Raw genomic sequence first — 26,447 nt, forward strand, 5'->3', positions numbered from 1 at the left:
TAGCGAACGCCGGGAATTGACGTCTTTTTGTGTTGCTGATCGCTCTTTCGCGACAGCCATGCCGGCCGATACTGCAAGTGCGCTTCGCTCGAAAATCAACGATTGCAACGAATGGCCGCTGCGGCGAAACGCAGGGGAGATCAACATGAAAAGCCACCAATTTCTGACGCATCAGGAAATCTACGACAACGCAGTCCACCACCTTTTCGGCCAGGGACAAGCGGCGTTGCTGCCTCGCGGCGGCGGCGCGTATCGCGGTTATTGCGGCGGCTGCCCGGTCGGGAGCTTCATCAAGCCACGTGACTACGTGACGGCGATGGAAGGTGTGCCGGTCCGCTACCTCGCCAAGCTGCCCGAAGCGATTCCGCCGTATATGGATGTCGGCGTCGCGGCGCTCAAACGCGCGCTGCTGCGAGCGCATATCAACGTGTTCGATCCGAATACCGTCGAATTGCTGAGCTGCCTGCAGAACGTTCACGATGTGTTTGGGAAATGGGAATGGCGCGAGCGTTTCACGTCGATCGCGCGTCAATTCGGCTTGTCGGCCGAACAACTCAAATCTGCCGCGTGAGTGTCGCGATGTTGAGCGCCAGAGATATTTACGAGCGGGTCAGCACTCACTTGCTGACCCAGCGAGCCGTATCGGAAGACGAAAACGGCTCCTGCCGGCTGCGTAGCGGCGACGGCAGAAAATGCGCGATCGGTTCACTCGTCAGCGACGACGTGTATCGGCCGGAAATCGAAGGCGTCGGCATTTCGTATTACCGCCACGCCGCAGATGGAACGCTGTTGCGCGCGCTGTATGCATCGAATGTGAACGCCTACGACCCGACCATCATCGAATTGCTGATGGATCTGGAAGAAGTCCACGACGACGCGAATGTCGACGAATGGCCGCATCTGCTGGAACAAGTCGGCAAACGCTACGCCTTTGTCTGATAATTCAAGTCACTAGCCATAAGCAAAACGGCGGTGCGACCCGAAAGGTCGCACCGCCGTTTTGCTTTGCAGCCCGTCATGTCCGATCGTTAAGAACGGACCGAAGACACATTTAGTGCATCTTCTTCGGCAGCATCTGGCTACGCAGACGCTTGCGCAGACGGCTCACCGCTGCAGCCTTCTTCCGCTTGCGCGCGGTGGTCGGCTTTTCATACGACTGACGCTCACGCAACTCGGCGATGAGGCCATTCTTTTCGATCGTGCGACGGAAACGGCGAATCGCCACGTCGAACGGCTCGTTTTCTTTCAGAACAATAGTGGTCATGGAATTCCTAAATCGCTAAACGTTTTTCTGACTGTGCGGCGAAACGCAGAACATTTCACCTCACGCCGGCACTCCGATCGTCCGCCCAACACGGCGGACACGAGCAAAGCGGCCACGGAGGCCGGAAAAGAGAGAGTTGGGATTCACCGCCGAAAACGGCATGCGCACTCAAGCAAAAACTGAAATGACGCACTTTTGGGCCGCCGGGCGCGGCCTGAAACGCCACGCCGTCGGGCAAAAATCTCGATTCGGGCGCGATGTTACCAGATCGCAGCTTTCTCGCCAACCCTCTGATGCAACTCGCTTATTTCGCCGGGGCGCTGGCTTCGTCGAGTGTCTGGAGGTCTTCCGGCTCAAGTCGAAGCCGTGTTGCGGCAGCCAGGCTTTCGAGTTGCGCGACCGATGTCGCGCTCGCAATCGGCGCCGTGACGCTCGGCCGGGCGATCAGCCACGCCAGCGCGACGGTCGCCGGCGCCGTGTCGTGGCGCTTTGCCACTTCGACCAACGTATCGACGATCCGCATTCCACGTTCGTTCATGTATTTCTCGACCCGCGAGCCGCGCGCGCCCTGCTGCGTATCTTCTTTCGAGCGGTATTTGCCGCTCAAAAACCCGCTCGCGAGGCTGAAATACGTGACCACCGCAATTTTGTTGGCCGCCGCGACCGGTTCCTGGTCGGACTCGTAGCCTTCGCGATCGTAGAGGTTGTATTCCGGTTGGAGAATCTGATAGGCGGGCAAACCGCTTTCTTTGGACACTTTCAGCGCCGCTTCGAGCCGCTCGCCGCTGTAGTTCGACGCGCCGATCACCCGCACCTTGCCCGCCTGGACAAGCTTTTGATACGCGCCGAGCGTCTCGTCGAACGGGGTTTTGTCGTCGTCCAGGTGCGAAAAATACACGTCGATGTAGTCCGTCTTCAGGCGGCGCAGCGAATCGTTCACGGCCGCTTCGATGTTCGCCGCCGACAGCCCGGGGCGCGTGCTCAGCATGCCGACCTTGGTCGCGAGTACGATTTTGTCGCGCTTGCCGCTCTCCTTGAACCACTTGCCGATGATGCTTTCCGATTCGCCGCCTTGATGTCCGTCGACCCAGGCTGAGTAGACGTCCGCAGTATCGATGAAGTTCAGGCCGTGGTCGACGAATGCGTCGAGGATCGAGAACGACGTGCGTTCGTCGGCGGTCCAGCCGAACACGTTGCCGCCGAATACGAGCGGCGCGACCTGAAGTTCCGATGTGCCGATTTGCCGGTGTTGCATGTGCGCTCCTGTCGAGTGGAATCGAATGAAATCACGGACAGAAAAGGATACGCGCGATACGCGCGGCTCGCCGGACGCCGCCCGAACGCGCCGTATAATCGAGGCTTACGATTTTTCACGCGTGTGGCCGCCGCCGTAATAGTCTTGTCAGCAATGCGCGCAAGACCGCCCGCACTCCAACCAGCGAAAATGCGATGACTCAGCAAGACCTGATTTCCGAAGCGTGGAATCTGACGGAAGCCATCGAATCGGCCGCCGCCTCGAACGACTGGGCCCGCGCGGCGGAACTCACGGAAACGCGCTCGCCGTTGCTCATGGCGCTTGGCGGCGAGCAGTCCGCGGACGCGCTCGCGACCATCCGCAAGATTCAGGCGAGCATGGACGCCGTGCGCCAGCAGGCCGAAGCCGCGCAGCATGCGCTGGTGTCGCGGCATCGCCAGTCGATGGATCAGGCGAACGCCGCGAGTCAGTATCAGCAGGCGGCGCAGATCCAGTCGGTGCTCGACGCGAACTCGCGTCAGCCGCGTTAAGAGCATTGCGCATCGCGCGTCGCATGCAAAAAGGCCGCTCATCGAGCGGCCTTTTTTTGTCCACGATAAAAACTCAGCGACTCAGCGTCAGCCCCAGATACGCGCCGTAAAGCACGCCATTGCCGAGCAGCGCCCACAACACCACGCCTTTCGGCCGCGCGTTGATCCGCAGCCACGCGGCCGCCGCGAGCGTAATCAGCACGCCGGTCAGCACTTCGATACGCGGTTCCCACGGCGTCAGCATGATGCCGATCGCGGGCAGCAACGTGCCCTGAAACACCATCGCGCCCGTGATGTTGCCGAACGCGAGCGTGTCCTTGCCGCGCCGCGCCCAGATAATGCTGTTCACCTTCTCTGGTAGTTCGGTCGCGATTGGAATGACGATCAGCGAAATCAACAGCGCCGACACGCCGAGCACATGAGACACGCCCTCGACGCCGTAGATGAACCCTTTCGCGCCGCCGATCAGCAACGCAATGCCGATCGCGAATTGAAGTCCGATGCTCGGCAACGTGGTGGGCAGCCCGAGCCGCGCGACCATCAGCCGCTCGGGCGCTTCCGTGCCGTGGCCGCTCTCGACCAGTCCCGCCGACGCCCGGAACGTCGAAATGACGTACACGATATACACGCAGACCAAACCCGCCGCGAACATCGCGCGAACGCCCCACGCGTGATGCGGCACGAACATCGCGCCGGCCGCGATCGTGAACGCGCACAGGAAGAAGTTGAGATCGCGCGTGAAACCGGTCCGCTCAGGCGCCATGAAGCCCTTCACGCCGCGCGATTTGATCACGGCGAGCGTCATCAGGCAGGTCGATAGCGTCGCGAGCATCAGCGGCGCACCGAGAATCGCGCCGACGCCGATTTCCTCGTTGACCGCGCGGCTCGACGTGCCGGCGAGCAGCGCGATGATCGGCACGGTGGTTTCGGGCAACGCCGTGCCGATGGCGGCGAACAGCGAGCCGGTGACGCCTTCGGAAATGCCGAGCCTTTCACCGAGATGTTCGAGCGCGTTCGTGAAGAGTTCCGACGCCGCCAATATGACGGCCAGCATCAGCGCGAGTTCGATGAAAAGCATGGTCATGCGGCACCTCGCGTCGAAACGGACGTGACATGACAAGCGATACGTTTTTTTATTTGAGTGGGGAACACGATGAATCCACGGTCGGACGTAGCGAACCACGATGCGATCAGGCGACGTCCGACCAGGAACGACACGATGCACCGATGGTCTCGCCAAACCGGACTGGTCGAACGCGCCACGGCGGATCAGCGAACTGATGGCCGAGGATGTTGACGCGTTCTCCTTCCATTGCGGAAGGAAGGCTACTCCCCAAAGACGGACGTGATTTTAGCGCGCGCACGGCCATTCGGCAAGAAAGCGCAGATTGGCGCGCATCGCATATGAATATGCGGATTGCGTCGTTGTCGTGTGAATTTGCGTTGAATAAGCTTTCGGGCGCATCGGCGCACCGGCGCATCGGCGCATCGGCGCATCGGCGCATCGGCGCATCGGCGCATCGGCGCATCGGCGCATCGGCGCATCGGCGCATCGGCGCATCGGCGCATCGGCGCATCGGCGCATCGGCGCATCGGCGCATCGGCGCATCGGCGCATCGGCGCATCGGCGCACCGGCGCGCCTTGCACGTAGCGGCGCGCGCCTTACAATGAATCGGCAAGAACAAGAACCGAAGCTGAACGACCGTAATCGTTATGGGAGAACTTATGCGTTTCAACATGTTCGCGGCCGCCGTGCTGCTCGCCGCTCCGGCGCTCGCGATGGCGAAGCCGCTCACCGTTTGCACGGAGTCGAGCCCGGATGGCTTCGACGTCGTTCAGTTCAATTCGCTGGTGACGACCAACGCGTCCGCCGACGTCGTGTTCAATACGCTCGTGACCTACGACGAAGCCACGAAGAAGCTCACGCCCGCGCTCGCCGAGAAGTGGGATGTCTCGAGCGACGGCCTCGTCTACACGTTCCATCTGCGTCCGAACGTGCAGTTCCAGAGCACCGATTACTTCAAGCCGAGCCGCAAGCTCACCGCCGACGACGTCGTGTTCTCGTTCGACCGCATGCTCTCGGACAGCAATCCGTGGCACAAGGTGGCGGGCGCGAGCGGCTTTCCGCACGCGCAATCGATGGGTCTCGTGAAGCTCATCAAGTCGGTGAGCAAGGTCGATGACAACACCGTCAAGTTCGAACTCAACGAGCCGAACGCGACCTTCGCGCCGATCCTGACCATGGGTTTCGCGTCGATCTATTCGGCCGAATACGCCGATCAGTTGCACCGGGCCGGCAAGGAAACCGACCTCAATGCAAAGCCCATCGGCACCGGTCCGTTCGTGCTCAAGAGCTATACGAAAGACGCCGTGATCCGCTACGAAGTGAACCCGACCTACTGGGGCACGAAGCCGAAGATCGACCGGCTGATCTACGCGATCACGCCCGATGCCGCCGTGCGCGCGCAGAAAATCAAGGCGGGCGAATGCCAGATCGCGTTGTCGCCGAAGCCGCAGGATGTCATCGACGCGAAGAAGGACAACGCACTGAAAGTGGTCGAAACGCCCGCGTTCATGACGGCGTTCGTCGCGTTGAACACACAGAAAAAGCCGCTCGACAACCCGAAGGTGCGTCAGGCCATCAACGAGGCGTTCGACCGCACGACTTACCTGAAAACGGTATTCGAGAACACGGCGACGCCCGCGGTGAATCCGTTCCCGCCGAACACCTGGAGCTACGACAAGGCCGTGACGCCCTATGCGTACTCGCCGGAGAAGGCGAAGAAACTGCTCGCCGACGCGGGCTTCCCGGACGGCTTCGAGACCACGATCTGGGTGCGTCCGAACGGCAGCGTGCTGAATCCGAATCCGAAGGCGGGCGCGGAATTGCTGCAGGCGGATCTGGCGAAGATCGGCGTGAAGGCGCAGGTCAAGGTGATCGAATGGGGCGAGTTGATCAAGGAAGCGAAGCAGGGTCAGCACGACATGCTGTTCATGGGCTGGGCGGGCGACAACGGCGACCCGGACAACTACCTTTCGCCGCTCTTTAGCTGCAACGCGGTGAAATCGGGCATCAATTTCGCGCGCTATTGCGACCCGGCGCTCGACAAGCTGATCGCCGATGGCAAATCCACGCCCGATCAGGCCAAGCGCGCGAAAGCTTACGTTGATGCGCAAAAGATCATCCACGATCAGGCGCTGTGGATTCCGCTCGGCTATCCGACCGCCGCCGCGCTCACGCGCGCGAACGTGAGCGGCTATCGCGTGAGTCCGTTCGGCCGCCAGAATTTCGCGACCGTCTCGGTGCAGTAATGCTTCACGCCGCGCACTGACACCTTCGTGCGCGGCCATTTCAACGCTTTGTCTCGAAGCGGATCACGCCGTCCTCGCCCGTATGGCGCACCAGTTCGCCGTCGAGCCACAGCAAGTTCAGATGCGCGAGCGCTTCACCGAGCGCAAACGTCATCTGATGAATGTCGAGCTTGCGCTTGAACATCATCGGCACGATATCGGCGGCGCTTTGCGGCTTTTCCGCGCACGCCTCGCGCACTTCCGCGAGCCGCGCCGCGTGGTGGTCACGTAACTGGCCGATGCGCGCGTGCATGCCGCGAAACGGCTTTCCGTGCGACGGCAGCACGAGCGTATCGGCGGGCATCGGCTCATAGCGCCCGAGCGACTCCAGATACAGCGCGAGCGGATTGCCTTCCGGCTCGATATCGAACACGGACACGTTCGTGGAAATGCGCGGCAACACCATGTCGCCGGAAATCAGCACCTTCGATTCCGCGCAATAAAGCGCGCAATGTTCCGGCGAATGACCGAAACCCGTCACGACATTCCACGCGCTTCCGCCGATAATCAGCACATCGCCCTCGCGCATGCGGCGGAACTGCGGCGGCACGGTCGGCACGAGCGACGGGTAATAGCTGTCGCGCTTCCTGAGCGCATCGAGCGAGGCTTCGTCATTGAGTCCGTGCAGCGCGAAGTGATTCGCGGCACGCTCGCCGCCCGCATTCGATCCATCGCCCGCGGCCATCACGCGGCCGAGCATGTACTCGCCGTGCGAAATCCAGAGCCTAACGTTCCATCGAGTACGCGCCCCGCCTTCGCAGATCCAGCCCGCGAGCCCGAGATGATCCGGATGACAGTGCGTAACGATCACGCGCAGTACCGGCAGGCCGTCGAGCGCGGTGTCGAAAATGCGCTCCCAGTTGTCGCGCACGGTATCGCTCGCGATACCGCAATCGACGACGGTCCAGCCCGCGACGCCGTCGATTTCGTCGCGCATCAGCCAGAGGTTGATGTGATCGAGCGCGAACGGCAGCGGCATGCGCACCCAGAACACGCCGGGCGCGGCTTCGATCACGCCGCCGGGTTGCGGCAGCGTGTCGCCGAATACGTAGTCGAGTTGATGTTCCAGTTCGTTCATGAAGCGCGGTCTCCGTGGGCGGCCTCGTGCGGGGCCGTTGCAAATTCGCCAGGTTGACGATAACGTAAACGTACATTCCACCTATATTAACGTCAGCGCATTGCGCGCGCACGAGACGATGGATCAGCCGACTCAGTACACGATCACCGAACTGGCGCGGGAATTCGAAGTGACGCCGCGCGCGATCCGTTTCTACGAGGATCAGGGCCTGCTCGCCCCGACGCGCGCGGGATCGAGCGGGTTGCGTCGCGTGTATTCGGCGCGTGACCGCACGCGGTTGCGTCTGACGCTGCGGGGAAAGCGGCTTGGTTTCACGCTGTCGGAGATCGGCAATTTGCTTGACCTCTACGATTCCCCAACCGGGACGCAGGCGCAGTTGCACGCGTTTCTCGACACGATCGCGAGGCATCGTGCGGTGTTGTTGCAGCAGCGGGAGGACTTGGACGCGACGCTCGGGGAGCTTGAGGTTTATGAGCGGCAGGGCCGCGCGGCGTTGTCGGCGAATGCTGAAAAGCGCACGCGGAAGAGGAAGGCCGCGTAGGCGGCTGGGGATGGGGCGGGGGTGGGGGCGGGGGTGGGTTAGGTACACCGCTTGGTTGGCTCGCGCTTCCTGGAAACTTGCTTTCGTGTAGGTTCATTAGCACGCCGCTGTGCGCGGCAGCAGTCACTTTCTTTGCTGCTGCAAAGAAAGTAACCAAAGAAAGCAGCTAGTCCGTCTAAGTGTCCACCTCGAACCGTAACCCGGAGTGGTGCGCAAGCTGATTCGGCCATCGCACCACAAACCAGAGTGGAGCCGCTCATTCATCCCGACAGGCACGAAGTGCCTGCCGGAACGGCATAACCGAACGAAACAAACCGACCGCCAAGCGTGAACCGCGAGATGCATGACACGAGATGCAAGTGACAGTAGTTAAAAAGTCGGTTTTTGATGTACCCGTCGTCCTCGCGTAGCGAGGATGGAACTGACAGGCGCTGTGCCAATCCGAATGAACGCGTGGTGGCCGAATCAGCTTGCGCGCCTATCCGGGTAGTTATGTGGGGGCGACACTTAGACGGTCACGCTGCTTTCTTTGCTTACTTTCTTTGCAGCAGCAAAGAAAGTAAGTCCCGCCCCGGACAGGGGCATCGCTAATAAACGCACACGAAAGCAAGTTTCCAGGAAGCGCAGGCAAACAAAAGCAAAAGCGCAAGCAAGCCCCAACGGTACAAGTTCACAAGAAGCACACGCAAACAAAACCAAACCCGCCAGGGTCCCCACGACACCAAACCAAGCGCCAGCGATACAATACCGAGCGGACAAATCACGCGACACTCAACGGACGTGCAGGGTCGACATGAACCATTTCCCCAAATTGCTCTCGTCGCAAATCGGCTTCGACGTCGCTCAGACGATGCTCGAAGGGTTCGACCGTCACTATCGCGTGTTCCGTGACGCGGCGATCGCTGCGAAGCGTCTGTTCGAAAACGCCGACTGGCTCGCGCTGCAACGACTCGCGCGGGAACGCATCACGTCCTACGACGAACGCGTCGAGGAATGCGTGACCCTGCTCGAAGACGAATACGACGCCGAAAATATCGACGACGACGTCTGGCAACAAATCAAGCTCCACTACATCGGCTTGCTCACGTCGCACCGGCAACCGGAATGCGCGGAAACCTTCTTCAACTCCGTCTGCTGCAAAATCCTGCACCGCTCGTACTTCAACAACGACTTCATCTTCGTGCGGCCCGCCATCTCGACCGAATACATCGAGAACGACGAGCCCGCCGCGAAACCGACGTATCGCGCGTACTACCCGGGCCGCGACGGCCTCGAGGCGACGCTCGAACGCGTCGTGACGAACTTCCAGTTCGAGCCGCCCTTCGAAGATCTCGCGCGCGACGTGCAGTGCCTGAAGCAAGCGATCACCGAAGCATTCGGCGAGTTCAAGGAAGCGCCGAACTTCCAGATTCACGTCCTCGCGTCGCCGTTCTTTCGCAACAAGGCGGCGTATCTCGTCGGGCGGATCATCAACGGCGACATGGTGCTGCCCTTCGCGGTGCCCGTGCGCCACGCGCAAAACGGCCTGCTCGCGCTCGACACCGTGCTGCTACAACGCGAGCAATTGCTCATCATCTTCAGCTTCTCGCATTCGTACTTCCTCGTGGACATGGAAGTGCCGTCGGCGTATGTGCAGTTCCTGCGCTCGATCATGCCCGGCAAGCCGAAGGCGGAAATCTACACGTCGGTCGGTTTGCAGAAGCAGGGCAAGAACCTGTTCTATCGCGACCTGTTGCACCATCTGTCGCATTCGAGCGATCAGTTCATCGTCGCGCCCGGCATCAAGGGTCTCGTGATGCTCGTGTTCACGCTGCCGTCGTTTCCGTATGTGTTCAAGCTCATCAAGGATTACTTTCCGCCGCCGAAGGAAACCACGCGGCGCAAGATTCAGGACAAGTACCAGCTCGTCAAGCGCCACGACCGGCTCGGGCGCATGGCCGATACGCTCGAATATTCGAGCGTCGCGCTGCCGCTCGCGCGTCTCGACGACGCGCTGATCCGTGAGCTCGAAAAGGAAGTGCCGTCGATGCTCGAATACGAGGGCGACAATCTCGTCATCAAGCATCTGTATATCGAGCGGCGCATGGTGCCGCTCAATCTGTTCCTGCAAAACGGGTCGGAATCGGATATCGATCACGGCATCCGCGAGTACGGCGACGCGATCAAGGAACTGATTCAGGCGAACATCTTTCCGGGCGACATGCTGTACAAGAATTTCGGCGTGACCCGCCACGGCCGCGTGGTGTTCTACGATTACGACGAGATCGAATATCTCACCGATTGCATCGTGCGCCGCGTGCCCGCGGCGCGCAACGAAGAAGACGAGATGTCGGGCGAAGTCTGGTATTCCGTCGGACCGCACGATATCTTCCCGGAAACCTACGACACCTTTTTGCTCGGCGACCCGCGCGTTCGCGAAGCCTTCATGCGCCATCACGCAGACTTCTTCGACCCGGCGCTCTGGCAAAGGCACAAGGACCAGATCCAGCGCGGCGAACTCGCCGACATCTTTCCCTACGACCGCAGCGTGCGCTTTTGCGTCCGGTATCCAGAACGCTTCGCACCCGCGCCGAGTGAGGCGGTTTCACCCGCCGCACGCGCCGCTTGAACGCGGCAGCACTGACTGACATATGACCATGAACACGATCGACAACAACGCTCACGACGCCCAGCAAAACCCGCTCTCGCATCTGTTCGAGAACAACCTGTCGTGGGTCGAGCGCAAGCTCTCCGAAGACCCCGAGTATTTCTCGCGCCTCGCGCATCAGCAGGCGCCGGAGTATCTGTGGATCGGCTGCTCGGACTCGCGCGTGCCGGCTAACCAGATCATCGGCTTGCCGCCGGGCGAAGTGTTCGTGCACAGAAATATCGCCAACGTGGTGGTGCACTCGGACCTGAACTGTCTGTCCGTGATCCAGTTCGCCGTCGATCTGCTGAAGGTCAAGCACATCATGGTGGTCGGCCATTACGGCTGCTCGGGCGTCGGCGCGGCGCTGGTCGGCCGCCGCGTGGGACTCGCGGACAACTGGCTGCGCCACGTCGAGGACGTGCGCGAAAAGCACGGCACGCTGCTCGATCAATGGCCGATGGGCGAAGCGCGTCACCGGCGCCTGGTCGAACTGAACACGATCGAACAGACCATCAACGTGTGCCGCACGACCATCGTCAACGACGCGTGGGCGCGCGGTCAGGAACTGACCGTTCACGGCTGGACCTACGGCGTTCACGACGGCCGCGTGCGCAATCTCGGCATGATCATCCGTGGCCCGGACGAAGTGGACGAGCGATACCACGCTGGCATCGCGGCGCTCGAACGCAGCGGCGCGCATTCGTCGGAGAACGACGTGCTGGCGTCGGACGCCGCACGCCTCGGCGATGTGCCGGCGGTGGTCGAAGGTGTCATCAGGGAGTTGAAACATGAGTGAAATAGCGCATGACCCGGTGGTCATCGTCTCGGCTGCGCGCACGCCGATGGCCGCGTTTCAGGGCGACTTCGCCTCGCTCACCGCGCCGCAACTCGGCGCGGCCGCCATCGCGGCTGCGCGCGAACGCTCGGGCGTCGCGCCCGAAGAGATCGGCGAAGTGGTGATGGGCTGCGTGCTGCCCGCCGGCCTCGGGCAAGCGCCCGCGCGGCAGGCGGCACTCGGCGCGGGACTGCCGCTCGCCACCGGCAGCACGACGATCAACAAGATGTGCGGCTCGGGCATGCGCGCGGCGATGTTCGCGCACGACATGCTGCTCGCGGGATCGGCGGAAGTGGTCGTGGCGGGCGGCATGGAGAGCATGACGAACGCGCCGTACCTGTTGCCGAAGGCGCGCGGCGGAATGCGCATGGGCCACGGCCAGGTGCTCGACCACATGTTCCTCGACGGACTGGAAGATGCCTACGAAAAGGGCCGTCTGATGGGCACGTTCGCGGAGCAGTGCGCGGCATCGTATGAATTTTCGCGCGAGTCGCAGGACGCCTTCGCGATCGAATCGCTGCGCCGCGCGAAACGCGCAAACGAGGACGGTTCGTTCGCGTGGGAAATCGCGCCGGTCACGGTGGCGGGCCGCAAGGGCGACACGCTGATCGAACGCGACGAGCAGCCGTTCAAGGCGAACATCGAAAAAATTTCGACGCTCAAGCCCGCCTTCGCGAAGGACGGCACGGTGACGGCGGCGAACGCATCGTCGATTTCGGACGGCGCCGCCGCGCTCGTGATGATGCGCGAATCCACGGCGAAGCGGCTCGGCCTCATGCCGCTTGCGCGCGTCGCCGGTCACAGCACGTTCGCGCAGGAGCCCGCACTCTTCACGACGGCGCCGGTGGGCGCGATCCGCAAGCTCTTCGACAAAACCGGCTGGCGCGCGAACGAAGTCGATCTGTACGAGATCAACGAGGCGTTCGCCGTCGTGACGATGGCCGCGATGCGCGAACACGACCTGCCGCACGACAAGGTCAACGTGAACGGCGGCGCGTGCGCGCTCGGCCATCCTATCGGCGCATCCGGCGCGCGCATTCTCGTCACGCTGATCGGCGCGCTGCGGCATCGCGGCCTTCGGCGCGGCATCGCGAGCTTGTGTATCGGCGGCGGCGAGGCGACGGCGATGGCTATCGAAATAGTCTAGGAGCAGCGCATGAAAACGGCATTGATCGTCGGGGCGTCGCGCGGTATCGGCCATGAGTTCGCGCGCGAATATTGTCGCGACGGCTGGCGCGTGCTCGCCACCGCGCGCGATCGCGACGCGCTCTCGTCGCTCGACGCCATGGGCGCACAAACCTTTTCGCTCGACGTCACGCAGCCTGAGCAGATCGCCGCGCTCGCGTGGCAACTCGAAGGCGAAAACCTCGATGTCGCGATTATCGTGTCGGGTCTGTACGGTCCGCGCACGGAGAGCATCGAAGCGGTCGACGCGGAAGATTTCGACGCGGTCATGCGGACCAACGTGCGCGGCCCGATGCAGCTCATCCCCGTGCTGTTGCCGCTCACCGACGCAGCCGGCGGCGTGCTCGCGGTGCTGTCGAGCAAGATGGGCAGTATCGGCGGGGCGAGCGGCACGACGGGCTGGCTGTATCGCGCGAGCAAGGCTGCGCTGAACTCGGCGCTCAAGGCGGCGTCGCTGGAGACGCGGCGCTCGGCGTGCGTCGCGTTGCATCCCGGCTGGGTTCAGACGGACATGGGCGGCGCATCGGCGGCGATCGACGTGGCGAAAAGCGTTGCGGGGATGCGCGCCGTGATCGCGGAAGCGGGCGCGATGCGCGATCAGTTCAACGGCACCTTCGTGCAATACGACGGCACGAAGCTGGAATGGTGATGCTCGATTGCCCTTGCGGCGGCGCGTCGCCCGAGCAACGAGCGAACCCGCGCGCACCGCGTTACGCGGACTGCTGCGGGCGTTTTATCGAAAGCGGCGCGGCGCCCGACACCGCGCTGGAACTGATGCGCTCGCGCTACACGGCCTACGTGCTCGGCGCGACCGATTATCTGCGCGAGACCTGGGCGGAATCGACGTGTCCGCCAGATCTGGATGTCTCCGCCGACACCACGAAATGGCTCGGCCTTCAAATCAGACGGTATGCGTTAATCGACGAAAACAGTGCGGAAGTGGAATTCGTCGCACGTTATAAAGTGGGCGGCCGCGCGCATCGCCTGCATGAAATCAGCCGCTTTTCGCGCGATGCAAAAGGCCGCTGGCAGTATCTCGATGGTGATGTAAATAATCCCTGAATAATCATTAACGCCGTCATGCGTTCGAAACGGTACAAATTCCCTTAACTAAAGCTTTCGACGCTAAAAAACGTCATTTTCCGGGCGATTTCCAATTGCGTACCTTCTTTTTGAACGGGTAATCTCAGGCTACGCGAAGTGTCGGAATATGACATTTCAGACGCCTGTAATGAAGCCATTTGTCATGTCTTTTCAGGGCATGACTCCAAGAACGCCTCGGTCATACTGCTTTTACGTTGAGCAGGGGTGTCTTTTTGTGACTTCCGATCGGGCCAACGCGTTTAGCGACTCAGTCAGAGAGCAGGTGGAGTTCGGGGATGGTGATTAAACACTGGTTGGTTGGAATTAATTTGCTGTGCGCGCTCGCGACGCTGCAAACCGTCGCGCACGCGGATCCCCTGAATCGGGCACACCATTCCGCCAGCCTCGACGCACCGGCATTCGGCGCCGTTCGCACTTCATCGAATGACTTGCTGCCGCCGGTCGCCAATTCGCTGAACGAAACCGTCGTACAAATTCCCGCTGGCGATATCACGCTCGAAACCACGGTGTTCAAACCCGATGGCGCGGGTCCGTTCCCGACAATCGTCTTCAATCACGGCAAGTTGCCCGGCCCCGCGCGCGAACAACCGCGCAACCGGCCGCTCGCCCTTGCGCGTGAATTCGTGCGCCACGGTTATGTGGTCGTCGTGCCGAACCGGCGTGGTTTCGCCGGATCGGGCGGCGAGTACGCGGGCCACGGCTGCGATGTCGAAGCGAACGGCTTCGCGCAAGCGGACGACGTCGCGGCGGCGGTCGCGTGGACGCGCGAGCAGTCGTATGTGGACAAGACGCATATCGTCGTCGGCGGCGCATCGCACGGCGGCCTCACGACCATCGCCTATGGCGCGCGTGACGCGGGAACCGAGCCGGGCGTGCGCGGGCTCATCAATTTCTCTGGCGGCCTGCGTCAGGACGAGTGCGCCGGCTGGCAGAAAAACCTGACGAATGCGTTCGGCGATTACGGCCAGCACGTGAGCCTGCCGTCGCTCTGGCTCTACGGCACGAACGATTCCGTGTGGGAAGGCGATCTCGCCACGCAGATGTTCGACGCCTTCAAGAGCCACGGCGCGCAAACGCAAATGGTCGATTTCGGCGCGTACAAGAACGACGCGCACCGGTTGGTGGGCGATCGCGACGGCGTGCCGATCTGGTGGCCGCGCGTGAAGGCGTTCCTCACGCGCGTGGGCATGCCCACCGCCGTGCAATACCAGGTCGCGGACCCGCAAGCGCCGAAGCCGAGCGGTTTCGCGAGCCTCGATGCTGTGCAGGCCGTGCCGTTCGTCGATGAAAACGGGCGCGCCGGGTATCGCAATTTCCTGAGCCAGTATTCGAGCCGCGCGTTCGCGGTGTCGGATTCCGGCGCGTGGTCGTGGGCGGAAGGCGGCGACGATCCGATGTCGGTCGCGATCGCAGGCTGCCAGAAACAAAGCAACGACCCGTGCCATCTCTACGCAGTCGATCAAGCCGTGGTCTGGCGCGACGGCGGAAGCGCGACGACGCAAACCGCCTCGCGCTAGTCCTTTCAGCATCGCTTCGAACGCCGGCTTCCATGCCGGCGTTTTGCTTTTTGTCGTCCGGAAAGGGTGTTTAGCGCGTCGATAGCACGAAGTTAGACACGGTTCGACGCTGCGCCCTTCCCGCTGGAAAGACAGCGAAAGCGCTCAGGGCGCGCCGGAATCGAATAACGCCTCGAATTTAGAGATAATCGGCTTCTCGTCGCCTACTTCGAGCAAAACCTCCATGACCGACGCAATGAATCTCCAGCGCATCACGCTCACGCTCGACAACCACGTCGCGCGCGTGACGCTCGACCGGCCGGACGTGCGCAACGCATTCGACGAAGCGACGATCGTGGAACTGACCGCCGCGTTCCGTGCGCTCGACGACGACGCCTCGGTGCGCGCCATCGTGCTCGCGGCGAACGGCCTCGCGTTCTGCGCGGGCGCGGACCTCAACTGGATGAAGCGCATGGCGGGCTATTCGGACGCCGAGAACCGCGCCGACGCCCTCTCGCTCGCCACCATGCTGAGCACGATCCACACGTGCCGCAAGCCCGTGGTCGCGCGCATTCAGGGCGATGCGTACGCGGGCGGGATGGGACTCGTCGCCGCGTGCGATATCGCGGTGGCGGTCGATGGCGCGCATTTCTGTCTTTCGGAAGCCAAGATCGGCCTGATGCCCGCGACCATCGCGCCCTACGTGATTCGCGCGATGGGCGCGCGCGCGGCGCATCGCTATTTCGTGACCGCCGAGCGTTTCGACGCCGCCGAGGCTTTGCGGATCGGCCTCGTGCATCACGTTTGCGGCCCGGACGAACTGGACGCGAGCGTCGATGCGCTGACCGCCGCGATCGTCGCGAATAGCCCGAACGCGGTGGGCGAGTGCAAGCAACTGGTGCTCGATCTCGCGGACAAGGCCATCGACGAAACGCTGATCGCGGATACCGCCGAACGCATCGCGCGAATCCGCTCGTCCGATCAGGGACGCGAGGGCGTGAGCAGTTTTCTGGAAAAGCGCAAGCCGTCCTGGCTTGCGTGAAGTAACTGGCATGCGCCCCGTGCGCATGCCATGGAGTCGTCTTGAATACAGAAGCTAACGAAAACTGGGTCGCGCGATCGCTCGCCGCCGTGTGGCACCCCTGCACCCAGATGAAACACCACGAGCGCATGCCGCTCGTACCGATCGCGCGCGGCAAGGGCGCATGGCTCTACGACCATGAAGGCCGTCGCTATCTCGACGCCATCAGTTCATGGTGGGTCAATCTGTTCGGCCACGCGAACGCGGACATCAACGCCGCGCTGAAAGACCAGCTCGACACGCTCGAACACGCGATGCTCGCGGGCTGCACGCACGAACCGGCCGTGCTGCTCGCGGAGCGTCTCGCCGCGCTCACGCAGCACACGCTCGGCCACGCGTTCTTCGCGTCCGACGGCGCATCGGCGGTGGAAATCGCGTTGAAGATGAGCTTTCACTTCTGGCGCAACAGCGGCCAGCCGCAGAAAAGCGAATTCGTCTGCCTCGCGAACAGCTATCACGGCGAGACGATCGGCGCGCTCGGCGTCACCGACGTCGCCTTGTTCAAAGACGCCTACGACCCGCTGATCCGCCACGCGCATGTCGTCGCTTCGCCCGATTCGCGGCAGGGCGACCACGCCGCCGCCGCCGCGCTCGCCGCGATGCGCTCGCTGTTCGAAGCGCGTTCGGCACATCTTGCGGCGGTGATCGTCGAGCCGCTCGTGCAGTGCGCAGCCGGCATGGCGATGCACGATCCCTCGTATTTGAAGGGACTTCGTGCGCTTTGCAACGAGTTCGGCGTGCATCTGATTGCGGATGAAATCGCGGTCGGCTGCGGCCGCACCGGCACGTTCTTCGCATGCGAACAGGCTGGAATCTGGCCGGATTTCGTGTGTTTGTCGAAGGGCATTAGCGGCGGTTATCTGCCGCTTTCCATCGTGATGACGCGCGATGAAATCTACGCCGCCTTCTACGACGACGACATGACGCGCGGTTTCCTCCACTCGCATTCGTACACCGGCAACCCGCTTGCGTGCCGCGCCGCGCTCGCCACACTTGACCTGTTCGAGCGCGCCGGCGTGCTGAACGAAAACCGTCGGAAATCGGCGCTATTGCGCGCTGCGCTGCAGCCGCTCGCGGCGCATCCGAACGTGCGCAACTTGCGCGAGCGCGGCACGATCTTCGCGTTCGACGCAGTAATCGCAGATGCTGAAAAGGCGCGCACGTTCTCGCGGCGTTTCTTCGAAAATGCCTTGAAACAAGCGCTATTGTTGCGCCCGATCGGCACGGCGGTGTATCTCATGCCGCCCTACATCCTCTCCGACGAAGAACTCGCGCTGCTCGCCGAGCGCACGCGCGCGACCTTCGAAGCGACGCTTGCGGAGGCGCGATGAGCACGACATCGGACGCACTTTTCGACGCGCTGAAACAAGGTCTCGCGGATATCGACGCACGCGGCCTGCGCCGCCGCCGACGTATCGCCGACACCGCGTGCGCCGCGCACATGACTGTCGACGGCCGCGAGATGGTGGGCTTCGCGAGCAACGACTATCTCGGCCTCGCCGCGCATGAAAAACTCCGCGCGGCAATGGCCGAAGGCGCGCGGCTCTATGGCGCGGGCAGCGGCGGCTCGCATCTGCTGGGCGGCCATTCGCGCGCCCACGCGCAACTCGAAGACGACCTCGCGGCGTTCTCGGGCGGTTTCGTCGATGCCCCGCGCGCGCTCTATTTCAGCACCGGCTACATGGCGAACCTCGCCACGCTCACCACGCTCGCCGGGCGCGGCACGCTGATGTTTTGCGACGCGCTGAACCACGCGTCGCTGATCGACGGTGCACGGCTTTCGCGCGCCGAAGTGCAGATCTATCCGCACGCGGACGCCGACGCGCTCGACGCGATGCTCGACGCATCGTCGGATGATGCAGCGACCAAGCTGATCGTAACCGACAGCGTGTTCAGCATGGACGGCGATATCGCGCCGCTCGCGCGGCTTCTCGAAGTCGCGGAACGTTACGGCGCGTGGCTGGTGGTCGACGATGCGCACGGTTTCGGCGTGCTCGGCCCGCAAGGCCGCGGCGCATTGGCCGAGGCCGCGCTGCGTTCGCCGCATCTGGTTTATATCGGCACGCTCGGCAAGGCAGCGGGCGTCGCGGGCGCGTTCGTGATCGCGGATGAAACCGTGATCGAATGGCTCGTGCAGCGCGCGCGTCCGTATATTTTCACGACCGCTTCGCCGCCCGCCGTCGCGCATGCGGTGTCGGCGAGCATCGCGCTGATCGGCGGCGACGAGGGCGACGCGCGCCGCGCGCATCTCGCTTCGCTGATCGACACGACGCGCGCCATGCTCAAACGCACGCGCTGGCTGCCCGTCGATTCGCATACCGCCGTGCAGCCGCTTGTCATCGGCGGCAATGACGAGACGCTCGCGCTCGCCGCCGCGCTCGATGCAAACGGCCTGTGGGTTCCGGCCATCCGACCGCCGACCGTTCCCGCCGGCACGTCGCGTCTGCGCATTTCGCTGTCGGCCGCGCACAGCGCCGACGATCTCGCGCGCCTCGACGCCGCCCTCAACAATCTAAGCGAGGCACGCGCATGACCGCAGCGCTTTCGTTCTTCGTCTCCGGCACCGATACCGAGATCGGCAAGACCCTCGTTTCAGCCGCGCTGCTGCACGGCTTCGCCCAACTCGGACTGCGCGCGGCCGCGATGAAACCCATCGCGGCGGGCGCGTTCGAGCGTGACGGCGCGTGGCACAACGACGACGCCGATCAGCTCGACGCCGCCGCGAACGTGCAGCTTCCCGCCGAGATCCGCACGCCGTTCCTGCTGAAGGAACCCGCCGCGCCGCATATCGCGGCGGCGCGCGAGAACGTCACGCTCGATATCGCGCGCATCGTGGACGCGCACCAGTTCGCCGTGACACAGGCGGATATCGTCGTGGTAGAAGGCGTAGGCGGCTTTCGCGTGCCGCTCACCGACGTGCACGACACCGCCGATCTCGCGTTCGCGCTGAACCTGCCGGTGGTGCTGGTGGTCGGCATGCGGCTCGGCTGCATCAGCCATGCGCTGCTCACGGCCGAAGCCATTGCTTCGCGCGGCTTGCGGCTCGCGGGCTGGGTCGCGAATCAGGTCGATCCGGACATGCTGTTTCCCGCCGAGAATATCGAGGCAATCCGGCTGCGGCTCGACAGCCAGTACAACGCGCCGCTGATCGGCACTATTCCGAATCTCGCGCCGCCCGACGCCACGCGCGCGGCGGCGCATCTGGACACGGCGCTGCTCCTCGACGCACTTCGCGCAAACGAAGTGCATTGACCGGCAGGCCACCGAATCACGCTTTATCGAAAAGGACTCGCTCATGAACCAAGTGCAACAAGACCCGGCTCAACTGGAAACCGCGCAGACCGCGCTTACCCCTGCGAAGGCGCGCTGGCGTGTCGCCGATGTGGTCGCCCTCTACGACCTGCCGTTCAACGACTTGATGTTCCGCGCGCAGACCGTGCATCGCGAACACTTTGACCCGAACGTCGTGCAGCTTTCCACGCTGCTCTCGATCAAGACCGGCGGCTGCGAGGAAGACTGCGCGTATTGTCCGCAGTCGGTGCATCACGATACGGGCCTCAAAGCCGACAAGCTGATGGAAGTCGACGCCGTGCTGAAAGCGGCTGAAGTCGCCAAGTCGAACGGCGCGACGCGTTTCTGCATGGGCGCGGCGTGGCGCAATCCGAAGGACCGCCATCTCGAACCGATCAAGGACATGATCCGCGGCGTGAAGGCGATGGGTCTCGAAACCTGCGTGACGCTCGGCATGCTGGAGTCGCATCAGGCAGCGGGCTTGCGCGAAGCGGGCCTCGATTACTACAACCATAATCTCGATACGTCGCCGGAGTTCTACGGCCAGATCATCTCGACGCGCACGTATCAGGACCGACTCGATACGCTCGAACACGTGCGCGACGCGGGCATCAACGTGTGCTGCGGCGGGATTGTCGGCATGGGCGAATCGCGCCGCGAGCGCGCTGGCCTCATCACGCAACTTGCGAACATGGAGCCGTATCCGGAATCGGTGCCGATCAACAATCTCGTGCAAGTGGAAGGCACGCCGCTCACGGGCACCGCGCCGCTCGATCCGTTCGAATTCGTGAGGACCATCGCGGTCGCGCGCATCACGATGCCGCGGGCGATGGTGCGCTTGTCCGCTGGCCGCGAGCAAATGGACGAAGCGCTGCAGGCCTTGTGCTTTAACGCTGGCGCGAACTCGATTTTTTACGGCGATCAGTTGCTCACTACGAGCAATCCGCAGGCCGAAGCCGACCGCAAGCTGCTGGAGCGACTTGGGATTCGTGCGCAAGCCTCGCAGCAGGGTGAGGATGCGCAGGCATGTGATGTTAAGTGCGGGCACGCGCAGGTGAACTAGGGGTTTTGCTGGCGCTTGGGGGTTGTGTTGGTCGCTTGGGGGTTGCTTTGGTCGCTTGGGCGCTTTTTGGGAACTTGCACCGGGGTTGGTTTGCTGGCGCCCGTGCTTGTGATTGCCTGCGCTTCTTGTGAACTTGCTTTCGTGTAGGTTTATTAGCACGCCGCTATGCGCGGCAGCAGTCACTTTCTTTGCTGCTGCAAAGAAAGTAACCAAAGAAAGCAGCTTATCCGCCTAAGTGTCCACCTCGAATAACAACCGGGATAGGCGCGCAAGCTAACTCGGTTAGCGCGCATTCATTCGCATTGGCACAGCACCTGTCAGTTCCATCCTCGCTGCGCAAGGACGACGGGCACATCTAAAAACCGTCTGCTTCGGCTTCGGCATCCACTTGGTTTTGGTTTTGGTTTTGGTTTTGGTTTTGGTTTTGGTTTTGGTTTTGGTTTTGGTTTTGGTTTTGGTTTTGGTTTTGGTTTTGGTTTTGGTTTTGGTTTTGGTTTTGGTTTTGGTTTTGGTTTTGGTTTTGGTTTTGGTTTTGGTTTTGGTTTTGGTTTTGGTATTAGTTTTAGTTTTGGTTTCGTTATGCCTTACCGGCAGGCACTTCGTGCCTGCGGGGATGGATGAGCGGTTCCACTCTGTTTCGCGGTGCGACGCCGCGGCTGTTTTTTCGCACCAATCCCGGAACCCGTTCGTGGTGGACACTTAGACGGTCACGCTGCTTTCTTTGCTTACTTTCTTTGCAGCAGCAAAGAAAGTAAGTGCTGCCGCGCACAGCGGCGTGCTAATAAACCTACACGAAAGCAAGTTCCCAGGAAGCCCAGGCAAACAAAAGCAAGGGCGCCAGCAAACCAAAACCCGTGCAAGTTCCCAGAAAAGCACCAGGCAAACAAAAGCAAAGGCGCCAGCAAACCAAAACCCGTGCAAGTTCCCAGAAAAGCACCGGGCAACCAAAAGCACGGGCGCCAGCAAACCCGCGTTACCTGCGGTCCTCGACCACTTGATCGAACGTACCGCCATCGGCGAAATGCGTCTGCTGCGCCTTCTGCCAGCTACCGAACAACTGCTCGACAGTGAAGAACTTCATCGGCTTGAATTCGCTCGCGTGCTTGGCGAGCACCTGCGCGTTACGCGGCCGCAAATGATGCTGCGCGATGATCTCCTGCGCGGCCGGCGAGTACAGAAAATCCAGATACGCCTGCGCTTCCTTGCGCGTACCGCGCTTGTCGACGACCTTGTCCACGATGCTCACCGGCGGCTCCGCCAGCAAACTCACCGACGGATACACGGCATCGAAATCCTTCGCGCCGACGCCCGTATCGATCAGCGACACCTCGTTCTCAAACGTCACGAGCACATCGCCGATCCCGCGCTGCGTGAACGTCGTCGTCGCGCCCCGTCCGCCCGTGTCGAGCACCGGCACGTTCTTGAAGATCGCTCTCTCGAAGTCCTGCGCCTGCGCATCGGTCGCGCCTTGCTGCTTCTTGTAGCCCCACGCGGCCAGATACGTGTAGCGGCCATTGCCCGACGTCTTCGGATTCGCGATCACCACCTGCACGCCCGGGCGCGCGAGATCGTTCCAGTCCTTGATACCCTTCGGGTTGCCGTGACGCACGAGGAACACCATCGTCGTCGTGTATGGCGCGCTGTTGTTCGGCAGCCGAGTGCGCCAGTTCGCGGGCACAAGCTGGCCGCGCTCGGCGAGCAGATCGATGTCGTTCGGCTGATTCATCGTGACGACGTCGGCCTGCAAACCCTGCATGACCGACAGCGCCTGCGCGCTCGACGCGCCGTGCGACTGGCGGATCGATACGGTTTCGCCGCTCTTTTGCTTGTAATCCGCGACGAACGCCGCGTCGATGTCCTTGTACAACTCGCGCGTCACGTCATACGAGACGTTGAGCAGTGTCGCTTCGGCGTGCGCCGCGCCCGCCGCCGAGCCGAGCGCCGCGAAAGCAGCGACCGCCGCCCATTGCTTGATTCCCGCCATATCTCCCCCAGTCGATGATGCAGTTCGCTACAAAACAAAGGCCGCACGAAGGCGGCCGACCAGCGGGATTCTATCGAAAAGCTACGCGGCCGTTCAGCCGTAGGCGTGCCGCTCCAGCGGCGCGACGCGTTCACGCGCCTCGTTCACCGATAGCGGCGCGGCGTGGTGCGCGAGCGTATCGACGAAATATTTTGCGTGCGGCCACGGGCCGAAACCCGCCGCCGTGTTGATATGCCCGGCGTCGCCGAGACTCACGAACGCGCTGCCGAAGCGTTGCGCGAGCTGCATGGCTTCGGCAGCGGGCATCCACGGGTCCGTGTCGCTGCCGACCAATATCGACGGCACGCCGAGCCGCCGCGCCTCGAACGCGCCCGCGAAACGGAACTTGTCGGGACTTGCCGGCGCGACCAGCAGCACGCCCGCGACGTTCGCGCGCGTGGCGCTGTCGGCGAGCGCGTGCGCGGTGGCGAGACAGCCGAAACTATGCGCGGCGATCACGACCGGGGAGCGCTCCGACGCGACGGCATCGCGCACCGCCTGGCTCCACGTTTCGAGATGCGGTGCGTCCCAGTCGGCCTGCTCGACCCGCCGCGCGCGACGGTATTGCCGTTCGAGCCACGTCTGCCAGTGCGCGCCTTCGCTGCCGTGCAGACCCGGCACGGTCACGAGCAAGGGCTGGCCGCCCACTTTACTGAATACGCTCATGTTGACCTCGCTGCCGGCATGGGCCGACGCCTTTTCAGAACGCATTGTCGGGCGGCGCGAGAGGCGAACGAACCAATTTATCCTGCTTTGGATATGCCTCGGGCCGACGCGGCTTGAAGATCGGCCGCACCTCAAACGCGGTCGAGACCGTAAAATAAGCCTTCATCCACGGAGGTCTCATGTCCGAATCGTCTTCGTCCGCGTCCGGCTCGGTGTCGCGCCGCGCGCTGCAACCGTTCCACCTTGCCTTTCCCGTCACGAGCCTCGATAACGCCCGCGCGTTCTACGGCGAGCTGCTCGGCTGCCCCGAAGGCCGCAGTTCGCCCGATTGGGTCGATTTCGATTTCTTCGGGCATCAACTGGTCGCGCATCTCGCGCCCGACGAAGCACGCCCGGCGAGCAAAAACGACGTGGACGGCGACGACGTGCCGGTCCGCCATTTCGGCGTCGTCCTCTCGATGGACGACTGGCACACGCTCGCGGAGCGCCTGAAAGCGGCGAACACGCGCTTCATCATCGAGCCGCATATCCGCTTCAAGGGCGAAGTCGGCGAGCAAGCGACGCTGTTTTTCCTCGATCCTTGCGGAAACGCGCTCGAATTCAAGGCATTTGCCGATATCGGCCGCCTTTTCGCGAAGTGACATGAAAATAATTTTCTACGAACACAACGCCGATTCCCAAGCGGCGCTGTGGTTGCAGGATCTGACTCGCGCGCTGCCCGAAGCGGATCTGCGCACGTGGCAACCGGGCGACACCGGCGCGGCCGATTACGCGCTCGTCTGGCGCGCGCCGCCCGAACTGTTCGCGAACCGGCCCGATCTGAAAGCCGTGTTCAATCTGGGCGCGGGCGTCGATGCAATTCTGGAACTCGAACGGCAGCACCCCGGCACTTTGCCGCCGAACGCGAAGCTCGTGCGTCTGGAAGATTCCGGCATGGCCCAGCAGATGGTCGAATATGCGGTCTATTGCGTGCTGCGCTACTTACGCCGGATGGACGAATACGAACTTCAGCAACGCGAGCGGCGCTGGCACACACTCGAGGCGCATCGGCGTGGCGACTTCACCGTCGGCGTGCTCGGTCTGGGCGTGCTCGGCTCGCAAGTGGCGCGCGCGCTCACCGGGTTCGGCGTGCCGGTGCGCGGTTTCAGCCGCACGGAAAAGCGGATCGACGGCGTGACGACCTTCGCGGGCGAAGCGCATTTCGATGAATTTCTCGACGGCACGAAGGTGCTCATCAACCTGCTGCCGCACACGCCGGACACCGAAGGCGTGCTGAATCGCCGCGCTTTCGACAAACTCGCGCGCGGCGCCTATGTGATCAATCTGGCGCGCGGGCCGCATCTCGTGGACCAGGATCTGCTCGACGCGCTGGCGAGCGGGCAAATCGCCGCCGCGACGCTCGACGTTTTCCACACCGAGCCGCTGCCGCGCGATCATCCGTTCTGGACCGCGCCGCGCGTGACGATCACGCCGCATAGTTCAGCGATCACCTTGCGCGAGGAAAGCGTCGTGCAGGTCGCGGAGAAAATCCGCGCGCTTTCGCGTGGCGAGACAATCGGCGGCGTGGTCGATTTGAAGCGCGGCTACTAATACAAAAGACAGGAGGCGGACATGATTCCGGCAAAGGTGAAGATCGTCGAAGTGGGACCGCGCGACGGCTTGCAGAACGAGAAGGATTTCGTGCCGACGGACATCAAGATCGAGCTGGTCAACCGGCTTGCACGCGCGGGAATCCGCAACGTCGAGTCCGCTTCGTTCGTCTCGCCGAAATGGGTGCCCCAAATGGCCGACGGCGCCGCCGTGCTCGCGGGCATCGCGCGCGAACCCGGCTCGATCTACTCGGCGCTCACGCCGAACATGCGCGGTTTCGAAGGCGCGCTCGAAGCGCACGCCGATGAAATCGTGATCTTCGGCGCGGCGAGCGAGGCGTTCTCGCAGAAGAACATCAATTGCAGCATCGCGGAGAGCATCGCGCGCTTCGAGCCGGTCGCGAAAGCCGCGAAGCAAGCGGGCTTGCGCTTGCGCGGCAGCATCTCCTGCGCGCTCGGCTGCCCGTATCAGGGCGAGGTGGCGATCGCGGCGGTCGTCGATGTGGTCGAGCGGATGAAGGCGCTCGGCTGCGATGAAATCGACATCGCGGACACCATCGGCGTCGGCACGCCCGCGAGAACGCGCGCCGTGCTGGCCGCCGCGAGCAAGGTTTTTCCGCGCGAGCGGCTGTCCGGCCATTTCCACGATACCTACGGGCAGGCCACCGCCAACATCTACGCGGCGCTTTTGGAAGGCATCGAAATTTTCCATGCGTCCGTGGCGGGACTCGGCGGCTGTCCGTATGCGAAGGGCGCGACCGGCAACGTGGCGACCGAGGACGTGCTGTATCTGCTGAACGGGCTCGGCGTGAAAACCGGCGTGAATATCGATCAGGTGATCGATGCCGGCGATTTCATCTCGCGTGCGATCGGCAAACCGAATGCGTCGCGCGCCGGACGCGCGCTGCTTGCGAAACGCCGTGAAAGCGCGGCTTGTTGAACCTGGAACGGAATGACGATGAACGAAACGCATGACATCGACGCGCTGCCGGAATCGGCACGCCGCGTCGCACGCTTGCTGCAGGATCGCGGCCATACGAAACCGGTCGTGATGCTGCCGGAAACCGGCAAGACCTCGGCGGAAGCGGCGGCGGGTCTCGGCTGCGATGTGGCGCAGATCGCCAAATCCATCCTCTTTCGCCGTCGTGAAGACGACGCGCCGGTGCTCGTGATCGCGAGCGGCGTGAATCGCGTGGACGAAGCGAAAGTGGCCGCGCGCGTCGGCGCGCTCGCCCGCGCGGACGCGAAGTTCGTGCGCGAGAAAACGGGTTACGCCATTGGCGGCGTTTGCCCGATCGGTCACGCCACGGAACCGGTGACGCTGATCGACGCCGATCTGCTCGCGTTGACCAGCCTGTGGGCCGCAGCCGGCCATCCGCACGCGGTGTTCAACCTGACGCCGGACGAACTGGTGTCGCTGACGGGCGCGCCGGTTGTGGACGTCGCGCTGCGCGAAGTCGTGTGA

At 62.9% G+C, this 26,447-nt stretch carries 27 protein-coding genes and 1 riboswitch; of the genes, 20 read left to right on the top strand and 7 right to left on the bottom strand.

The genetic code is table 11. The features are described 5' to 3' along the window. The first annotated feature begins 145 nt into the window (after positions 1 to 145). Both AC3D25_RS14595 and AC3D25_RS14600 read left to right on the top strand, forming a co-directional pair. A complete protein-coding gene (locus tag AC3D25_RS14595) occupies positions 146 to 571 on the top strand; it encodes a hypothetical protein (protein WP_488889076.1) in 426 nt (141 codons plus the stop codon). Between the two features lie 8 nt (positions 572 to 579). Further along, a complete protein-coding gene (locus tag AC3D25_RS14600; protein WP_488889077.1) occupies positions 580 to 939 on the top strand; it encodes a phospholipase D-like domain-containing protein in 360 nt (119 codons plus the stop codon). 112 nt (positions 940 to 1,051) lie between these two features. Here the strand turns inward: AC3D25_RS14600 and rpsU are convergent, their stop codons facing one another. Together rpsU and AC3D25_RS14610 are read right to left on the bottom strand one after the other, a co-directional pair. Continuing rightward, on the bottom strand, positions 1,052 to 1,264 hold the full coding sequence (rpsU, locus tag AC3D25_RS14605) for a 30S ribosomal protein S21 (RefSeq protein ID WP_035942296.1): 213 nt from the start codon (positions 1,262 to 1,264) through the stop codon (positions 1,052 to 1,054). 304 nt (positions 1,265 to 1,568) lie between these two features. After that, positions 1,569 to 2,519 (bottom strand): aldo/keto reductase, encoded by a 951-nt coding sequence (locus tag AC3D25_RS14610; protein ID WP_488889078.1) that lies wholly within the window; start codon positions 2,517 to 2,519, stop codon positions 1,569 to 1,571. A 194-nt stretch (positions 2,520 to 2,713) separates the two neighbouring features. Here AC3D25_RS14610 and fliT point away from each other — a divergent pair, with 194 nt between their 5' ends. Then, positions 2,714 to 3,049: a flagellar protein FliT gene (gene fliT, locus AC3D25_RS14615; protein WP_488889079.1), complete on the top strand. Its 336-nt coding sequence runs from the start codon at positions 2,714 to 2,716 to the stop codon at positions 3,047 to 3,049. A gap of 73 nt (positions 3,050 to 3,122) precedes the next feature. On the opposite strand, the gene AC3D25_RS14620 is transcribed toward fliT, so the two are convergent. After that, positions 3,123 to 4,133, bottom strand: coding sequence for a sodium:calcium antiporter (locus AC3D25_RS14620; protein ID WP_488889080.1), 1,011 nt, complete (start codon positions 4,131 to 4,133; stop codon positions 3,123 to 3,125). Positions 4,134 to 4,252: 119 nt separating this feature from the next. Beyond that, positions 4,253 to 4,396: riboswitch (yybP-ykoY riboswitch) on the bottom strand. Between the two features lie 379 nt (positions 4,397 to 4,775). Here AC3D25_RS14620 and AC3D25_RS14625 point away from each other — a divergent pair. Beyond that, complete coding sequence (locus AC3D25_RS14625) at positions 4,776 to 6,362, top strand: ABC transporter substrate-binding protein (RefSeq protein ID WP_488889081.1); 1,587 nt, start codon at positions 4,776 to 4,778, stop codon at positions 6,360 to 6,362. Positions 6,363 to 6,402: 40 nt separating this feature from the next. On the opposite strand, the gene AC3D25_RS14630 is transcribed toward AC3D25_RS14625, so the two are convergent. Further along, a complete protein-coding gene (locus tag AC3D25_RS14630) occupies positions 6,403 to 7,479 on the bottom strand; it encodes an MBL fold metallo-hydrolase (RefSeq protein ID WP_488889082.1) in 1,077 nt (358 codons plus the stop codon). A 118-nt stretch (positions 7,480 to 7,597) separates the two neighbouring features. Here AC3D25_RS14630 and AC3D25_RS14635 point away from each other — a divergent pair, with 118 nt between their 5' ends. The 12 genes from AC3D25_RS14635 (at position 7,598) to bioB (ending at position 20,704) form a co-directional block, all read left to right on the top strand. Beyond that, the gene (locus AC3D25_RS14635; RefSeq protein ID WP_488889083.1) at positions 7,598 to 8,020 is read left to right on the top strand and encodes a MerR family transcriptional regulator; all 423 of its coding nucleotides are present in this window, start codon (positions 7,598 to 7,600) and stop codon (positions 8,018 to 8,020) included. 793 nt (positions 8,021 to 8,813) lie between these two features. Beyond that, on the top strand, positions 8,814 to 10,628 hold the full coding sequence (aceK, locus tag AC3D25_RS14640) for a bifunctional isocitrate dehydrogenase kinase/phosphatase (protein WP_488889084.1): 1,815 nt from the start codon (positions 8,814 to 8,816) through the stop codon (positions 10,626 to 10,628). A 28-nt stretch (positions 10,629 to 10,656) separates the two neighbouring features. Next, positions 10,657 to 11,445 carry a carbonate dehydratase gene (can, locus tag AC3D25_RS14645; RefSeq protein WP_488889085.1) on the top strand — a complete coding sequence of 263 codons (789 nt, stop codon included), beginning with the start codon at positions 10,657 to 10,659 and terminating at the stop codon, positions 11,443 to 11,445. Further along, a complete protein-coding gene (locus AC3D25_RS14650) occupies positions 11,438 to 12,631 on the top strand; it encodes an acetyl-CoA C-acetyltransferase (protein ID WP_488889086.1) in 1,194 nt (397 codons plus the stop codon). Before can ends, AC3D25_RS14650 begins: the two co-directional genes overlap by 8 nt. 9 nt (positions 12,632 to 12,640) lie before the next feature. Further along, positions 12,641 to 13,318, top strand: a complete 678-nt coding sequence (locus tag AC3D25_RS14655; protein WP_488889087.1) for an SDR family oxidoreductase — start codon at positions 12,641 to 12,643, stop codon at positions 13,316 to 13,318. After that, a complete protein-coding gene (locus AC3D25_RS14660) occupies positions 13,312 to 13,731 on the top strand; it encodes a YchJ family protein (protein ID WP_488889088.1) in 420 nt (139 codons plus the stop codon). Before AC3D25_RS14655 ends, AC3D25_RS14660 begins: the two co-directional genes overlap by 7 nt. Positions 13,732 to 14,048: 317 nt before the next feature. Then, the gene (locus AC3D25_RS14665) at positions 14,049 to 15,290 is read left to right on the top strand and encodes an alpha/beta hydrolase family protein (RefSeq protein WP_488889089.1); all 1,242 of its coding nucleotides are present in this window, start codon (positions 14,049 to 14,051) and stop codon (positions 15,288 to 15,290) included. Positions 15,291 to 15,513: 223 nt separating this feature from the next. Beyond that, on the top strand, positions 15,514 to 16,311 hold the full coding sequence (locus AC3D25_RS14670; protein ID WP_488889090.1) for an enoyl-CoA hydratase/isomerase family protein: 798 nt from the start codon (positions 15,514 to 15,516) through the stop codon (positions 16,309 to 16,311). 41 nt (positions 16,312 to 16,352) lie between these two features. Next, positions 16,353 to 17,681, top strand: coding sequence for an adenosylmethionine--8-amino-7-oxononanoate transaminase (gene bioA / locus AC3D25_RS14675; protein ID WP_488889091.1), 1,329 nt, complete (start codon positions 16,353 to 16,355; stop codon positions 17,679 to 17,681). Beyond that, positions 17,678 to 18,883, top strand: coding sequence for an 8-amino-7-oxononanoate synthase (bioF, locus tag AC3D25_RS14680; RefSeq protein ID WP_488889092.1), 1,206 nt, complete (start codon positions 17,678 to 17,680; stop codon positions 18,881 to 18,883). Before bioA ends, bioF begins: the two co-directional genes overlap by 4 nt. Beyond that, entirely contained in the window at positions 18,880 to 19,602 is a 723-nt protein-coding gene (bioD, locus tag AC3D25_RS14685) for a dethiobiotin synthase (RefSeq protein ID WP_488889093.1), read from the top strand. The genes bioF and bioD overlap by 4 nt, the downstream gene beginning before the upstream one ends. Positions 19,603 to 19,645: 43 nt before the next feature. Next, the gene (gene bioB, locus AC3D25_RS14690) at positions 19,646 to 20,704 is read left to right on the top strand and encodes a biotin synthase BioB (protein ID WP_488889094.1); all 1,059 of its coding nucleotides are present in this window, start codon (positions 19,646 to 19,648) and stop codon (positions 20,702 to 20,704) included. A 282-nt stretch (positions 20,705 to 20,986) separates the two neighbouring features. On the opposite strand, the gene AC3D25_RS14695 is transcribed toward bioB, so the two are convergent. The 3 genes from AC3D25_RS14695 to AC3D25_RS14705 form a co-directional block, all read right to left on the bottom strand. Beyond that, the gene (locus tag AC3D25_RS14695) at positions 20,987 to 21,403 is read right to left on the bottom strand and encodes a hypothetical protein (RefSeq protein ID WP_488889095.1); all 417 of its coding nucleotides are present in this window, start codon (positions 21,401 to 21,403) and stop codon (positions 20,987 to 20,989) included. Between the two features lie 274 nt (positions 21,404 to 21,677). Then, a complete protein-coding gene (locus AC3D25_RS14700) occupies positions 21,678 to 22,688 on the bottom strand; it encodes a sulfate ABC transporter substrate-binding protein (RefSeq protein ID WP_488889096.1) in 1,011 nt (336 codons plus the stop codon). Positions 22,689 to 22,781: 93 nt separating this feature from the next. Continuing rightward, a complete protein-coding gene (locus AC3D25_RS14705) occupies positions 22,782 to 23,393 on the bottom strand; it encodes an RBBP9/YdeN family alpha/beta hydrolase (RefSeq protein ID WP_488889097.1) in 612 nt (203 codons plus the stop codon). Between the two features lie 179 nt (positions 23,394 to 23,572). Here AC3D25_RS14705 and AC3D25_RS14710 point away from each other — a divergent pair, with 179 nt between their 5' ends. Genes AC3D25_RS14710 through AC3D25_RS14725 form a run of 4 tightly spaced genes read left to right on the top strand, consistent with a single transcriptional unit; the run spans position 23,573 to position 26,447 of the window. Next, positions 23,573 to 24,034 (top strand): VOC family protein, encoded by a 462-nt coding sequence (locus AC3D25_RS14710; RefSeq protein ID WP_488889098.1) that lies wholly within the window; start codon positions 23,573 to 23,575, stop codon positions 24,032 to 24,034. 1 nt (position 24,035) lies between these two features. Further along, a complete protein-coding gene (locus AC3D25_RS14715; RefSeq protein ID WP_488889099.1) occupies positions 24,036 to 24,983 on the top strand; it encodes a 2-hydroxyacid dehydrogenase in 948 nt (315 codons plus the stop codon). A gap of 21 nt (positions 24,984 to 25,004) precedes the next feature. Beyond that, positions 25,005 to 25,922 (top strand): hydroxymethylglutaryl-CoA lyase, encoded by a 918-nt coding sequence (locus AC3D25_RS14720; protein ID WP_488889100.1) that lies wholly within the window; start codon positions 25,005 to 25,007, stop codon positions 25,920 to 25,922. An 18-nt stretch (positions 25,923 to 25,940) separates the two neighbouring features. Beyond that, complete coding sequence (locus AC3D25_RS14725) at positions 25,941 to 26,447, top strand: YbaK/EbsC family protein (RefSeq protein WP_488889101.1); 507 nt, start codon at positions 25,941 to 25,943, stop codon at positions 26,445 to 26,447.

This window comes from Caballeronia sp. SL1002 (assembly GCF_057814995.1).